At 40.7% G+C, this 14,433-nt stretch carries 12 protein-coding genes, 1 other RNA gene and 5 pseudogenes; 9 read left to right on the top strand and 9 right to left on the bottom strand.

Annotated elements, in window-relative coordinates; all coding sequences use genetic code 11:
- Positions 1-476: 476 nt before the first annotated feature.
- The gene (locus tag E2K52_RS05990) at positions 477-938 is read left to right on the top strand and encodes a DIP1984 family protein (protein ID WP_151204242.1); all 462 of its coding nucleotides are present in this window, start codon (positions 477-479) and stop codon (positions 936-938) included.
- A 345-nt stretch (positions 939-1,283) separates the two neighbouring features.
- Here E2K52_RS05990 and E2K52_RS05985 read toward each other — a convergent pair whose 3' ends face one another.
- Complete coding sequence (locus E2K52_RS05985) at positions 1,284-2,981, bottom strand: NAD-dependent malic enzyme (protein ID WP_151204241.1); 1,698 nt, start codon at positions 2,979-2,981, stop codon at positions 1,284-1,286.
- A gap of 459 nt (positions 2,982-3,440) precedes the next feature.
- Here E2K52_RS05985 and E2K52_RS15375 point away from each other — a divergent pair.
- The 3 genes and pseudogenes from E2K52_RS15375 to E2K52_RS05975 form a co-directional block, all read left to right on the top strand.
- A pseudogene (locus E2K52_RS15375) lies at positions 3,441-4,067 on the top strand (IS30 family transposase); the annotation flags it as partial.
- Between the two features lie 18 nt (positions 4,068-4,085).
- A pseudogene (locus E2K52_RS15370) lies at positions 4,086-4,634 on the top strand (IS5 family transposase); the annotation flags it as partial.
- A gap of 62 nt (positions 4,635-4,696) precedes the next feature.
- Entirely contained in the window at positions 4,697-5,134 is a 438-nt protein-coding gene (locus E2K52_RS05975) for a hypothetical protein (RefSeq protein ID WP_151204239.1), read from the top strand.
- A gap of 19 nt (positions 5,135-5,153) precedes the next feature.
- On the opposite strand, the pseudogene E2K52_RS15695 reads toward E2K52_RS05975, so the two are convergent.
- Positions 5,154-5,375: pseudogene (locus E2K52_RS15695) on the bottom strand (hypothetical protein); the annotation flags it as partial.
- A gap of 32 nt (positions 5,376-5,407) precedes the next feature.
- Positions 5,408-5,708 (bottom strand): annotated as a pseudogene (locus tag E2K52_RS05965) (hypothetical protein); the annotation flags it as partial.
- 351 nt (positions 5,709-6,059) lie between these two features.
- Here E2K52_RS05965 and E2K52_RS05960 point away from each other — a divergent pair.
- Both E2K52_RS05960 and E2K52_RS05955 read left to right on the top strand, forming a co-directional pair.
- A complete protein-coding gene (locus E2K52_RS05960) occupies positions 6,060-6,497 on the top strand; it encodes a hypothetical protein (RefSeq protein WP_151204238.1) in 438 nt (145 codons plus the stop codon).
- A gap of 70 nt (positions 6,498-6,567) precedes the next feature.
- Positions 6,568-7,062, top strand: a complete 495-nt coding sequence (locus E2K52_RS05955; RefSeq protein ID WP_151204237.1) for a hypothetical protein — start codon at positions 6,568-6,570, stop codon at positions 7,060-7,062.
- On the opposite strand, the gene E2K52_RS15260 is transcribed toward E2K52_RS05955, so the two are convergent.
- From E2K52_RS15260 to ssrA, 5 genes and pseudogenes are all read right to left on the bottom strand, one after another.
- Positions 7,059-7,529, bottom strand: a complete 471-nt coding sequence (locus E2K52_RS15260; protein WP_201798511.1) for a hypothetical protein — start codon at positions 7,527-7,529, stop codon at positions 7,059-7,061. The two genes, E2K52_RS05955 and E2K52_RS15260, sit on opposite strands and share 4 nt — an antisense overlap.
- Positions 7,530-7,573: 44 nt before the next feature.
- Positions 7,574-7,747 (bottom strand): transcriptional regulator, encoded by a 174-nt coding sequence (locus tag E2K52_RS05945; protein WP_151204236.1) that lies wholly within the window; start codon positions 7,745-7,747, stop codon positions 7,574-7,576.
- Positions 7,748-7,839: 92 nt separating this feature from the next.
- Positions 7,840-8,880: a DUF6387 family protein gene (locus E2K52_RS05940; protein ID WP_151204235.1), complete on the bottom strand. Its 1,041-nt coding sequence runs from the start codon at positions 8,878-8,880 to the stop codon at positions 7,840-7,842.
- 150 nt (positions 8,881-9,030) lie between these two features.
- A pseudogene (locus tag E2K52_RS05935) lies at positions 9,031-10,259 on the bottom strand (tyrosine-type recombinase/integrase).
- Positions 10,260-10,438: 179 nt separating this feature from the next.
- Positions 10,439-10,798: a transfer-messenger RNA gene (gene ssrA / locus E2K52_RS05930) on the bottom strand.
- A 130-nt stretch (positions 10,799-10,928) separates the two neighbouring features.
- Here ssrA and glpK point away from each other — a divergent pair.
- Entirely contained in the window at positions 10,929-12,413 is a 1,485-nt protein-coding gene (gene glpK, locus E2K52_RS05925; RefSeq protein WP_151204234.1) for a glycerol kinase GlpK, read from the top strand.
- A 264-nt stretch (positions 12,414-12,677) separates the two neighbouring features.
- On the opposite strand, the gene E2K52_RS05920 is transcribed toward glpK, so the two are convergent.
- Entirely contained in the window at positions 12,678-13,175 is a 498-nt protein-coding gene (locus E2K52_RS05920) for a thioesterase family protein (RefSeq protein ID WP_151204233.1), read from the bottom strand.
- A gap of 103 nt (positions 13,176-13,278) precedes the next feature.
- Between E2K52_RS05920 and hemB the strand changes: the two genes are divergently transcribed.
- A complete protein-coding gene (gene hemB, locus E2K52_RS05915) occupies positions 13,279-14,292 on the top strand; it encodes a porphobilinogen synthase (RefSeq protein WP_151204232.1) in 1,014 nt (337 codons plus the stop codon).
- 19 nt (positions 14,293-14,311) lie between these two features.
- Positions 14,312-14,433 (top strand): FAD-dependent oxidoreductase (locus tag E2K52_RS05910; RefSeq protein ID WP_151204231.1); only part of this gene is annotated, 122 nt, incomplete at its 3' end.

The raw sequence follows: 14,433 nt of genomic DNA, 5'->3' as shown, positions 1-14,433 counted from the left end.
CTAAAAAACAGTTTGGAAGGATTGCTAATTAATATGACCAGCTCAAGGGTAATTATCAAAGTGCGGTTGCTTTAGCTGGTCTTTATATTTGACTGCCTTTATAGGCTGAATTCCGAACTAAAAATGTCGGCACACTTTAGAAAAAGCACTAATTTAAAGACCTAGACGAATGAATATCTCTCAGAAACCAATCAACGTTTAAATCATCACCCAAGAAAAAGACCCGGCTTTAAAAGTTCGAGTCAGGTAGTATTATAATCACATGGTGGTGCACTTCACATGCTGATCTAAGTGATATAATGCTGACGATATAAACTTCAGAATCTCACGCCAGATTTTTTCTTTTGAATAGAAGCTCCTATCAGTCTATTCGTGTTTTGATTTACAGTTTTTGCTTTGTCTCATCCCTCCTTGGCGCTAAAGTAAAAACCATGCCACTCAGTAATGAAATCAAGAAAACCATTCACAGGTGAAAAATGAAATTAGCAGAAGCCCTTTTGCTTAGAAGTGATCAACAAAAAAAACTTGCGTCACTCAAGCAACGTATCAATGCAAATGTACTGGTACAGGATGGGGATGAACCGTCGGAAGATCCCAATGAGTTGTTAAAACAGGTATTTGCCCTTACTCAAGAATCCCAGAAACTGGTGTATGCCATTCATCAAACCAATGCCCTAACAAAGTTAAGTGATGGTCGTTCTTTGCTGGCCTTACTTACTTTGCGTGATGAGCTGGTAGAGTGTCATAAAGTCTTAACGGCCGCCATCAGTAGTAGTTCTCGTGAACCCGATCGTTACAGTACACGTGAGATCAAATGGCATAAAGTCATTCCTGTTTCTTCCTTACAGAAACAGGCCGATGATATTAGTGTAAAACTACGTGATTTAAACGTCTTAATTCAAGCCAGCAACTGGAAAATTGACTTGCTCGAAACCTGAAATCTCTCTGATTTCAGGTTATAATTCAACGCGAACATACTGGGCGAGTACAAGATCCCCTACTTCCACAACACAGGATTGCAAATAAAGTGTAGTGGCATGCAAAGCGAGTGGATCAGCTTAAAACCTTAAGCACTCCTCAATCCATCACTTAGCATTCTTCAAGTCTTTGCGAAAGCAAAGTCACCCTTGACCAGGCACTACCATGTACTGACAGTATGTTCACCTTCTTTAATTAAAATAAGATTTTCCGGAACGCTGGCATCTTACTTGCTCTTAATAGCCCACACTCCTCAAGCTTTAGCTTCTAAAAGCTTGTTTTTTTTTAATACAATCTACTCGTCCTTAAAATGTAATACGATGATATTTACGATATTGAGGGCGCCAGAAATTACTGTTAATTTTTTCCTCCAACTCTTCCAAAGTCAGCTTTGGAGCAACCCCTTCTTCCATGGCCGCCTGAGCGACTTTTAAAGCAATCACTTTCGAAATATGCTGAATCTGATCCAATTCTGGAAGTAAATTTGCTTTTGGATCTGTTAACTTTGGTGAGCATTCTGCCAAAGCATTACTGGATGCCATCAGCATTTTATTGGTCACGCGTGTAGCCCCTGAAGCAATAACCCCCATCCCTATACCTGGAAAGATATAAGAATTATTGCATTGAGAGATATGATAAATCTCTTCGTGATAATTGACGGGTGCAAATGGACTACCGGTAGCAATCAGTGCCTTGCCCTGTGTCCACTGGATAATATCAGCAGGCACAGCTTCCACTTGAGAGGTTGGATTCGATAAAGGAAAAATAATTGGAGATTCACAGTTCTGCGCCATGGCAGTGATAATATCTTTACTAAATAGGCCGGGCTGCCCAGAAACCCCGATTAACACCGTGGGTTTGGCAAATTTAACCACATCCAGCAAGGATATGGTCTGTTCAGCCTCAGCCCATCCAGCAATATTTTTCAGATCTTGAGCTAATTTTCTTTGGAAATTCAGTAAATTTGGCTGATTTTCTGTGATCAGGCCAAAGCGGTCAACCATAAATACCCGTTTTCTTGCCTCGGCATCGGTCAGACCTTCTGCTACCATCTGGGCAATAATCTGCTCTGCAATACCACAACCGGCCGATCCAGCGCCTAAAAAGGCAACCGTTTGATCTTTTAACTGTTTATTGGATGCATGTGAAGCTGCTATCAGGCTTCCAACTGCTACAGCAGCTGTTCCCTGAATATCATCATTAAAACAGCATACCTGATCCCGGTATTTTTCTAACAAAGGCATCGCATTATGCTGGGCAAAATCTTCAAATTGAATCAGTGCTTGCGGCCATCTTCTCTGGATCGCCTGGATCACTTTATCTACAAATTCAAAATACTCGTCCCCGGTGATACGTGGTTGAGACCAGCCCATATAAATCGGATCATTCAATAATTGTTGGTTATTGGTTCCCACATCTAAAGTAATGGGCAGTGTGTAGGCAGGACTAATACCGCCACAGGCAGTATATAAAGATAATTTTCCAATCGGGATTCCCATTCCACCAATTCCCTGATCACCTAATCCCAAAATGCGCTCACCGTCTGTAAGCACGATTACTTTGACATTTCTCCGGTTTACATTATGTAAAATGTCATCAATATGATGGCGATCCGGGTATGAAATAAAAATACCACGATGGCGACGATAAATATCTGAAAAGCGCTGACATGCCTCCCCCACAGTCGGGGTATAAATAATTGGCATCATTTCACTTAAATGATTTTCAATTAAATGATAGAACAGGGTTTCATTGGTATCTTGAATATTTCTTAGATAAATATGCTTATTAATATCTTCATTGAAGGTACGATACTGCTGATATGAGCGATGACTTTGTTCTTCAATACTCTCAATAACTTGAGGGATAAGCCCCTTCAAGTTAAAGTTTATACGCTCTTCTTCTGAAAAAGCTGACCCTTTATTCAGTAGAGGCAACTCAAGTAAGGTATTGCCTGCATATGGAATATAAAGTGGACGATCAGGATTTTGATTAGTATTCACTTTTGACTCACATAAAATTAAAAATAATAAACTTTCTCATCTTAACCCCTTTAGTGCTGATCTATGTATTTAATAACTTGATTATTAAAAACAGGCCATTTATAAATTTAATAAAATAAGCAATATCTTTCACTCATGTTGTATTGAACTTTAAGCTATAAGGTTGTAGTAGTTAAATTTAAACTTAGATTCACATTACAGAACCAAAAAACTTTGAATAGATCGATTTTATGCCCATAATTAAAGGATACTTAGCTGGAATTTATGCCTCTCTATGTGCTTACCAATTATGCCTTCAAAATAAGACCATTATTTAAATAATGGAATTCTTGGCTTAAGTAAAATTCGGGTTAATTATTACTTGGATTCTCAAATGAAGTGCAACAGAGATTAAATTATTGGAAGGAAGCAAGATGAGCTAGCATTTTGCTTCCGACCGACCAAAGTCAAAGTTGCATCATGAACTATACTCATCTTACTCAAGAAGAAAGATATCAGATTTCTACATTGTTACGTGAAGGTTTTTCTAAGCGTTATATCGCCTGGAGGCTAAATCGTTCACCTTCCACTATTTCCAGAGAAATAGCACGCAATCGGGCAAGGAATGGTTACTTCGCTCAACATGCCAATAAATTAGCTCGCAGACGGCATTGTCCTAATCCCAAAAGAATCCCTTATGATACTTGGGTACAGGTCATTGCTTATCTTGATCTCCAATGGAGTCCCGAACAGATTGCTTCTCATGTTTCAGTCAGTCTGCATTCCATATACAGGTTTATACAGCAGGATAAAAGCAGAGGTGGTGTGCTCTTCCACAACTTACGTTTCAGAAATCAAAGGAAGAGAAAATATGGCTCTATCGAGACTCGTGGCCAACTGACAAACCGCAAAAGCATTCACGATCGACCTGCTGAGATTGAGCAGCGCTCTCGCTTCGGTGATTTGGAAATAGATACGATTGTTGGCAAGAATCACCAACAATCCCTGGTTTCAATTGTAGATCGGAAGACAGGTTATCTTTGGCTGAAAAAGTGCAGCACGCGCAAGGCTGAGGAAGTTTGCCAGGCTACGATCAGATTATTGGAACCGATCAAAGCATATCTAAAAAAATTACCTGAGATAAATTTTTTTAGATTACGAGGCGTCCTGGATCAAGAATGGGTATTCATTGACGGAAGCTACATACGCGTGCATCAACATGCAAGTGGAGCTCGGCATGGTTTCAAAAGAGCAATTGGACAATCACGTGGTGGACGAACAACAAAAATACATCTTGCAACCGACGCGAATGGATTACCGATTGATTTTAAAATCACTGGGGGTGACGTCCACGACAGTCAAGTTGCAAAACAACTGATTGATACTGTAGATGAGGCAACTTATCTTATTGCTGATAAGGGATATGATGCTGGGCATATTAGAATATATGCCCAGAATAAGGATATGATTCCCATTATTCCAATGAGATCAAATAGTAAGAGGTCGAATAAGGAGTTTGATAAATATCTATATCAATTAAGACATTTAGTTGAAAATGCATTTGCGAGATTAAAACATTTCCGTGGTATTGCTACCCGATTTGATAAGCTTGCACGAAATTATCAGTCTATGATTTACATTGCTTGCATGTTTATTTGGTACAAAGCCAAATGAGGACACGCCCTAGTAGCTTTTACTGAGTGGACTTTATTTTAACTGGAAAGTGAAGAATAAAAATGTTTCAGTTTTTTAAAAAAATATTCAAGAGAAAAGAAAATAACATTTATGAAATTGAACTAGATAGCACTATCAAAGCTCAGATTAACTATCTAAATTTTGATGATGAAAAAATAATTACTACAAATATCGATGGTGTAGATATTTTATATTTTTACAAAGATATTTTATCTATTTATATTATTGTAGATGCAAGTGACTACCTTCCACAGCCAAGATGGACTATTCAGAACAAAACTGGTGGTATTAATATTTACAATAATCTTAAAAATGCAGAAAAATTGTTTTTTGAGGTATTAAATATCAAACTAGATGGTTATAACTCAGATCAAACTCAACAAGAAATTTTAAAGGCTATGGGATGTGTAGATACTGGCTTCTTTCCTATTTGGGAGCGTCAAGATGCTGAGGAAATACATAAAACTCTTGAAAAATGATTCAGATTTAATGCCGCAATTATTCATTAGTTAGAAACTCTAAAATTAACATAATACACCTTATATGGAGGATCCATGTTAGTACCCACTGATAGCCTGAACAGGCTTGCAGTGGACATATACCCCCTGCTACGCCGTCCTTTACATGGGCTAGTGCTGCTTCAATATGATGCTCATCAAAACCACGATTATTCAATAAGGTACTGGCGATATGTCTAAAGCCATGTGGGGTCTGTCTGCCTTATTGAATGATTTATTTTTCATGCTTAGCCCTCATTGCACACGATTAATATTGATATTTGAATTAATCAAAACGCCGTCATTGGATAGTCCGACCTGCTGGCGGTCATCCCCCCATCTGCAATAAACGCTGTTCTGCTTCTTCAAAGCTAATGCCGAAATGCTTTGCTATATCCTCCAAACGGTACATAGGTTCACCGTCATCGGTGTATCCCCTAGGTGGTGGCAATAGGTTTAACTCTTTGGCCTTCTAGTGCATCTCTGCTTTGGTATGTTCAGGCGTGTAATGCATGGTTAAAATGAGGGCCTGCTCAGTGATGGGGTGGTGTTGGCCAGTATTGCCTTGTAATGGTCAATAGCTAGGTTTGACTGATTTAGGTTGACGTAGATTGACGGAACTCATGTTCTTTAAAATAGCCAAAATCCTTTCTGGTACTGTATTAGAGGCCATTTTTAGGCATGTTTTAGCTTGTACCCTGTCAAGCTAAATTAAACGATAGCGATAATGACCACTCAGCCAATAAAAAGCCCCCAACAAAGGAGGCTATTATCAATCAAAGCAATTGCAGCTCATCAGCTCGAAAATACGGCGCCGATTTAGTGATATATAAAAATATTAACCATTGTTTGACTATCAGCTATTATTTTATATTCAATATCAATAACACTTTATGAATCAAAGCAAATGAAAAAACTATTACTTTTAGCTGTATCTGCAACTTTTAGTGTCGGGGCTTGGGCGAATTGCCCAACCAAGACCCAAACAATTTTTCAATGCATCACCACCAACAATAAGACTATTCAGGTTTGTGATGCTGGTAAAAATATCAAATATTCATTTGGGAAGATCAATCAAGCTCCTGAATTAGCAGTCGCGGTCCTTCGCAACAAGGTAACAACATACCAGTGGGAGGGGATTGGTCGCTATGAAAATTACTCAGTAAATATTCCTAATGGAAATCACCTTTATCGTGTTTTCTCAAGCATTGATAAAATCAACCAATCCCATTCCGCAGGCGTTGAAATTAGTAGAAGTGGCGACTTGATTACCACAGTTGATTGCGCTCCATCCAAAAAAATAATCAACAACTTAATTGGAGTAGAGCTTCAATCAGAAGACTAACTAATAAGACTCTTAGTGCTGCGCGCCAGTACCATCATCTCATTTTCCTGTTAATGCAAAGAATTTAACCATGAAAAAACTACTACTTTTAGCGGCATCTTTAGCTCTGAGTGCTGGGGCTTGGGCAAATACCCCTTATAAAGCTACTATTGAATGCCAGTTTGATTATGATGATTTTGATTTTTGCTCTAAAGCAAATATTGCCAAGTACAAAAATGCTTTAAAAACCCAAACGCCAAACTTTGATAAAAAATACATTCTTCTAAATGTAAGCAACTCATCAGAATTTATTCGTTTTGTAGCATTAGATATAAAGAATGGCCTAGCTTTACCATTAAGAGATGCAATCTTAGGATTTAAAGATAATCGAGGTGGATTAACTGGTAAGCCACCTGTCATCAAATACTCAATCAATAATTCATTCTTATGCACATGGGGCAGCATCCTTGCTTACCGTGATGCATACGACAATGTGAAAACATGCTACTCAATTCAGGATGACGAGTATTCTGAATATGGCAAAGAATTCACACGCACAGACACACCAAAAAGTCTTGAAGACTAACCAATAAGGCTCTTAGCCCCTCTAGCTGCAATCGCCATTGAGTTTTCCTGCTGGCGTTTTACCGCGTTAGCAAATTCAATCGGGCTACTCACACCATTTAAAGTCATATCAGTCTTAAAACTCTGGTGAATCGTTACATTAGATGCCGACATATTAGAGCTGTTGACTTGTGACTTATGAGGGTTACCGCTTGGTGGTGCATAGTTTTGGATACTTGGCATATCTGCATTTTGAGCAAAATTAGCCAGTTCACCGCTACCACTTGGTGTCTCCTTTTTAACGGTATTAGTATTACGGATATTGCGGAGCTCCGTGCGTATTTTGCCTCCATGCCCTTTTTTAGCTCGATTACCTTTGTAGGTATCGTAGTAAGTTACCGTGCCATCCGAAGTTCTACCGCTTAGGGTTTTAAAGCCTCTTGGTACAGGTTGGGTGATGCTGATTGCATCCTGTAAGGTAATTTCCATGATTAAGCCTCCATTACAGCAAGGCTTTGCTTTTGGCTGTTATGTCACTCTACAAGCTCGGCATAATCAAAATAGACTGGAGCCTGTTTGGTATCCCCTGTTTTGATTGGTCGCGGAAATGCTGCATCAGTACACACGATATGACGCAATGATTCACGGCTTATGTCCAGTAGTTCACAAGCAGTTTTGAATTGAACGCGGATTGGTTTGATAGTCATAAAAAAGCCCATACATGAAAGAATATGGGCAAGTATGATTTTCTACGTATATCTAAAAAGGAAAAAAGCTAAATATAAAAAAATAGAAATTTTCACAAATCAATTTTTTCTAAATTATATAAACTCACTAATCTGCGCATTTCTTTGGATTGAGAATAAATCAGTAATGGTGGTAAAAAATTTTCATCTAAATTTTTAAAAACACTTTCACCTTTTTCACCGTTTGGAAAGAGTGATATAGCAAAAACAGATTTTTTAATTTTATGCTTTTCTATCGCCTGCCAAAAACACAAATCTAGATAAGCAAAGATTCTATACTCATTAATTTTATTAACTAATGTATTAGGGTCAGCATCTAATAAATCTTCCTCATAAGAAATGTTGTTATTTGATACTTGCATCCTCTTTCTGTTTAACCACTGCTCAAACTGCCTTAATAGAAACGCATTTGTAAAATTTAAGTTGACTTCAACTAATGGATTATCAGTTAGATTATTATTTTTCATGTTTTTTACGTTCAATGAAAATAATGAGCCTCTACAATCATCTACAATTTCACGTGTTAAACCCTCTCTATCTTCATGAGCAAAAAGTAGCTCTTGCTCGTTATCATCATTACGTGTAAAACCAAAAGCAAGAATTTCTGACTTGATAAAATTTCTATGAATTTGGGGTAGTGCAAAATAATTCCTAGCCACCTCAATGGCCGTTAATTCTTTGATAGGTTTTGTTTCTGTATGTTGAGTAAATCCATTCATGAAAATACTAAAACATAAATCAATCGGCTCTATAAGAGGGTTTTTATCAACTAATTGAATATCAAATGGTTTTAAAGGATTCTTTTGAAGATTAGTAAACATAAAACAGATTATTTCCTGTCTTATAGTTTCAGAATTTCCAAAAAACTTCTTATTAGATAATTTCAAATTTCCTTTCAGTTCAAAAATAAAATCTTGGTAGTGGGCATGTTCATGATTTACAACTTGGACTTTCAATCTATTTGTTAAAAATCCATGTAGAATTTTACGATAGATAAGGTTAGGCAAAATTTCTGTAGCATTTAATTGATTTTCAATATATTTTTCTAGAATAAACCATTCAGGCATATCTGTTTTAAACTTGATATAAGCCATCTTTGCCTCCCACAGCATCCCCAAAATGATGCTAAGCGAATCGGATTGGGTGTCCGACTTTCGCCCCGTCAGGCTAGACTTAGCAAACTGAATATAATCTATATTTACCTTTATTTGTGCATTTATTGGCTAGTAGCGCGACATATATTCTCATTTAGCCTTTTTAAACTGGATGATGCTCTGATCTGCGATTTCTTCTAAATGGTTCGCGTACCATTGCATCATATTAGCCCTGTCCTGTAGGTACTGGGCCTTGTTATACACCCCTGCTACGCCGTCCTTCACATGGGCCAGTGCTGCTTCAATATGACGTTCATCAAAACCACGATTGTTTAACAATGTGCTGGCAATATGCCTAAATACATGTGGAGTCTGTCTGCCTTCATACCCCATACGGCGCAAGGCCATAATAAAAACGGTGTCTGACTTTGGCTTGCTCTTATCTGATCTGCTCGGAAATAAATATTCAGAATTGGTTTGGTAGGTCTGCAATTCTCTTAATATGGCAATTGCCTGTACAGATAACGGTACAATATGCTCCCGGCTTTTCTTCATACGCTCGGCTGGGATATTCCATAAGCCTTGTTCTAAGTCGAACTCCTGCCATTTGGCTTCCTTAGCTCGGTAGGTCGGCAGAACAGCATAGCTAAAAGCTGTGGGCCCATCCGATCGTCCATAGTTGGGTAAGTATTGATTGCTCTTAATAACGCAGGTAACTCCAGCTCACTGACATGTGACATATTTTGTTTTACGCCTTGTTGCAGGAACTTTTGCAGGCCCTCTAATGGGTTGTAATCAATACGGCCTGTCACCTTTGCAAAATCGTATATATCACGACACATAGCCCGAACTCGGTTTACCTGCTCGTATATCCCCTGTTCCTGCTGGATGCCTTTTAAATGGTTCATCCATTCAATCGGCTTTATGGTGGTGTACAAACGTTTGCCAAAAACTGGAAATATATGTTTTTCTAATGCTCCCTTGTTTCTGGTCATGGTCTCCTTTACCCATGATTCCTTCTTAGTGTCCAGCCATTCACGAGCTAATACTTCAAAGGTGGCATTATTTTGCTCCAGCTCCCGGCGTTTACGTTCCTGCTTGGTAATGATGGGATTGTCGCCGTGTGATATATCCTTGATTATCTCAGAAGCTTTTTTTCTTGCGCCTTTGCCTGATAATTCAGGATAAGTACCGATACCCAGCCACGACCATTTACCATCTGATTTTTTATATCTGAATAGCCATGCTTTTTTACCATCAGGCTTTACACGGAAATATAAGCCTTCGCCGTCCAGCTCCCGATATTCTTTTGATTCAGGTTCTAGGTTAGCCAGTACGGTATCTGATAACGGTCTGCGTTTTATTTCTGTTCTTTTCATGGCTTGTACACCAGCGGATTCAATAAATCTTACAATGTACAAGGCAGTGTACACGGTGCATGTACACTGTGGCTAGTTATATTTGGTTATGTTTAGGCAAGAAAAAAGGCTTAATCCCTTTAGAATCAAGCCTTTTCGTTTTAAAACTTGGCATATTTTGCCATGTTTTGTTGGGTATTTGGTGGAGGTGGCGGGAGTTGAACCCGCGTCCGCCAGCACTACGCTCGAGAATACTACATGCTTAGATATCGTCTATTGTTTTAACTCTTTGTGACCCGACGAACAGGGTACAAATCGCGATCCTCTTAATTTAGTACAAAACCCCGAGGCTTGGTTTTATACGGACTTGTGTGCTTGCGCTTCAGTCGGGATCTCTAACCACAAGTATTCAGAGATGCGGACAAGCTGCCCTTAGGCAGCTAGAGCGTATGATTCGTCGTTTGCGACTATTAAAATGCAAATTTGATTTACGAGAGAAAATGCGCTCTCGACATGCATCTATGAGTTTCATCACCAGCGTCGAAGCCAGAAACACCCCCAAAGTAGGCTTCATCATAGCATAACTGTGAAGAATTGCGATGCCATTTTTCAAACAATTACACTTTGATGTGCCTTAATTTAATAATTGCGCTAATATTTTGTTTTTCAAGTCCTATAAAAGAAACATTCATGAGCTATTTATTGGCCCTTGATCAGGGAACGACTTCAAGTCGTGCGATCATTTTTAATGAACATGGACAGGTTCAGGCAACGGCTCAACGCGAGACCCATATCCAGACGCCATATTCAGGCTGGGTCGAACAGGATGCACAGGAAATCTGGAGCTCCCAAATTGCAGTCGTCCAGCAGGCACTGGCTACAGCGCGCATTCTGGCCAAAGATATTAAAGCCATTGGACTGACCAATCAGCGTGAAACCACAGTGGTATGGGACCGCCGTAATGGTAAACCCTTGGCACCCGCCATTATCTGGCAGGATCGCCGGGCAACCGATTGGTGTAATCAGCTGATCCAGCAAGGCCTTATGGATCAGGTACAACAAAAAACCGGATTACGTATAGATCCTTATTTTAGTGCTGGCAAACTGGTTTGGCTACTGGCAAATATTGATGGATTGCGCGCCCTAGCTGAGCAGGGGCATGTGGCTTTTGGCACCATTGATAGCTGGTTAATCTGGAACCTGACCCAAGGTGCCGAGCATATTATTGAAGCCAGTAATGCATCCCGGACCATGCTGATGAACTTGCGCAATCAGAGCTGGGACGAAGAGTTATTAGAACAATTTAATATTCCGACCTCTATCCTGCCAAGAATTGTGAGTTCCGATTGCTATATTGCAGATACTGCAGCCGGTTTACTCGGTGCGACTATCCCCATCACCGGAATTTTAGGTGACCAGCAATCAGCCCTGTTTGGACAGTCATGTTTTGAGCCTGGTACTGCCAAAAACACCTACGGTACTGGCTGTTTTATGCTCTTCAATACCGGCCATGATATTCAGTTCAGTCAAAATAAGCTCCTTTCTACCCTCGCCTGGCAAGCACAGGACAAAACGACCTATGCACTAGAAGGCAGTGTATTTATGGCTGGCGCAGTAGTACAGTGGCTGCGTGATGGTCTTGGTATTATCCAAAAAAGCAGTGATGTCGAAAAGCTCGCCAGTACAGTCGATGATACAGATGGAGTAGTTCTAGTGCCTGCCTTTACCGGACTCGGTGCACCGCACTGGGATAGCGAAGCCCGCGCCCTGCTCTGTGGCATGTCACGTGGCACCCATAAAGCCCATATTGCCCGTGCCGCGTTAGAGTCAATTGCCTTTCAAGTTTCAGATGTATTGACCGCAATGCAATCGGATATTAGCCATCCCTTAAAAGAGTTACGCGTTGATGGCGGTGCCAGTGGTAATGACATGCTGATGCAGTTTCAGGCAGACCTGCTAAATGTACCGGTATTACGTCCGAAAATGCTGGAGTCTACCGCTTGGGGTGCTGCAGCAATGGCGGGCTTAAAATCTGGCGTATTTGCAAGCTTTGATGAAATTGCACAGTCATGGCAACTCGACCGGGCCTTTGAACCCAAAATGCAGGATGACAAACGTGCAGCACATTTAGCCAAATGGCAAAATGCCTTAAAGCGGGCAAAGTCAGATTTATAAGCCTGATAAAAACCGCTGTCTACTACCGGTTTTCTATTGAATATTTTCTTACTTACTACTTTATATTGCGCTGAGAGCAACACCCAGGGAGAGTTCAAAATGAGTTTTACTGGCTTGTTATTTTTTACGGCCATGAATGATGGTACATCTTGATAACAATCCCCGATAGAACAATGTAAGCTGAAAATTTAAATCTATAAGCACCTCTGCTTAGAAAGGTGCTTATATACTCAGCTCATAGCCAATCTTGAGCTGCCAAATGGATTAATATGCATAAGAGGCAATAGCTGTAGCAATCGGCTTGTCTTCGTTATTGACCATAGTCATACGCATGGTACAACCCTTACGCCCCAATCTTAAGGTTTCTGCACGGGCAATAAAATATTTCCCGCGCCCCGGTGCCAGATAGTCTACCCGCATATCCACTGTTGCCAGACGTGATACTTTTTTAATGGTCTCGGCAATGGTCTCCGGCCCTGCCTTTTTATATAGCTCTCCCATGGCCACAATCCCGCCAATACTATCGAGTACCGTGGCTGCCAGACCACCATGCAGAATCTGGAAGGCCACATTACCAATCATAAAGTCCTGCATCTCAATATAAGCTTCAATCTGACCATCGACGATCCGCATGGTCATACCATTATGCTTAAAAAAAGGAGAGGCATTAAAAGCATGTACCAACTGATTTAAAACCACATCAATATCCACCTTTGCTCCTAAATGTATACTACCTGTCCAATTTTTCTCTGTCTTAGTCATAAGTCTGTCCGAAGCCACCACAATAAAACCGCTAATTTATGCCCAAAAATTTCAGATAGGGCTACAATAGCAGCCTAGTTTAATACTGATTGCTGAGATTTTTATGACCTATACGTTCAATCGTCCCGCATTTCCTGCAACTCGCATGCGTCGTATTCGTAAAAATGAGCATTTACGTTCTATGGTACGTGAAACGCATCTCAGTGCTGACCACCTGATTTATCCAGTTTTTGTACTGCCAGGGCAAGACCAGACGCAAGACATTCCAAGTATGCCCAATGTGCAGCGCCTGTCTGCTGACTTGTTGCTAAAAAAAGCGGAACGCTTGCTGGAACTGGGTGTGAATAAACTGGCGCTGTTCCCGGTAACGCCGCAAGAAGATAAAAGCCTGCTTGCAGAAGCAGCCTGGCGTGAAGATGGGCTGGTACAAACCACCGTACGTCTGTTAAAAAAAGAATTGCCGGAACTGGTATTGATTACCGACGGCGCGCTGGACCCTTATACTACCCATGGTCAAGATGGCATCATTGATGAAACTGGCTATGTATTAAATGATGAAACAGTCGAGGCCCTGATTAAACAGGCCCTGAGTCATGCAGAAGCAGGTGCCGACATCGTAGCACCGAGCGACATGATGGATGGTCGTATTGGTGCTATCCGTCAGGCTCTCGAACAACAAGGTCATATTTATACTGCTATTATGGCCTATTCAGCCAAATATGCTTCGAGCTTCTATGGCCCGTTCCGTGATGCAGTCGGTTCTGCCAGCAACCTGAAAGGCGGCAATAAATGCAATTACCAGATGGATGTTGGCAACCGCGCCGAAGCCCTGCATGAAATTGCTCTGGATATTCAGGAAGGTGCAGACATGGTGATTGTCAAACCTGGCATGCCGTATCTGGATATCGTTCGTGAAGTCAAAGACACCTTTGGTCTGCCGACCTTTATCTATCAGGTCAGTGGCGAATATGCCATGTTGGCCGCTGCAATCCAGAATGGCTGGTTATCTGACAGCGTGATTCTGGAATCTTTGATGTGCTGTCGTCGTGCCGGTGCAGATGGCATCTGGACTTATTTTGCTGAAGAAGCAGCTGTTAAACTGAAAGAGATGAAATAAACAGAAGGACCCTGGCGCAATGCATATCGCCATTATCGGTGCGGGTATTACCGGATTAATGTCCGCTCTGGAACTGCTGGAACAGGGATGTTCGATCACGATTTTGGATCAGCAGGCCGCGGGACAGGCAGCGTCCTGGGC

This window comes from Acinetobacter sp. RF14B (assembly GCF_006864105.1).
Taxonomy (GTDB): domain Bacteria; phylum Pseudomonadota; class Gammaproteobacteria; order Pseudomonadales; family Moraxellaceae; genus Acinetobacter; species Acinetobacter lwoffii_C.
This window is presented reverse-complemented; position numbering and strand designations above follow the sequence as displayed.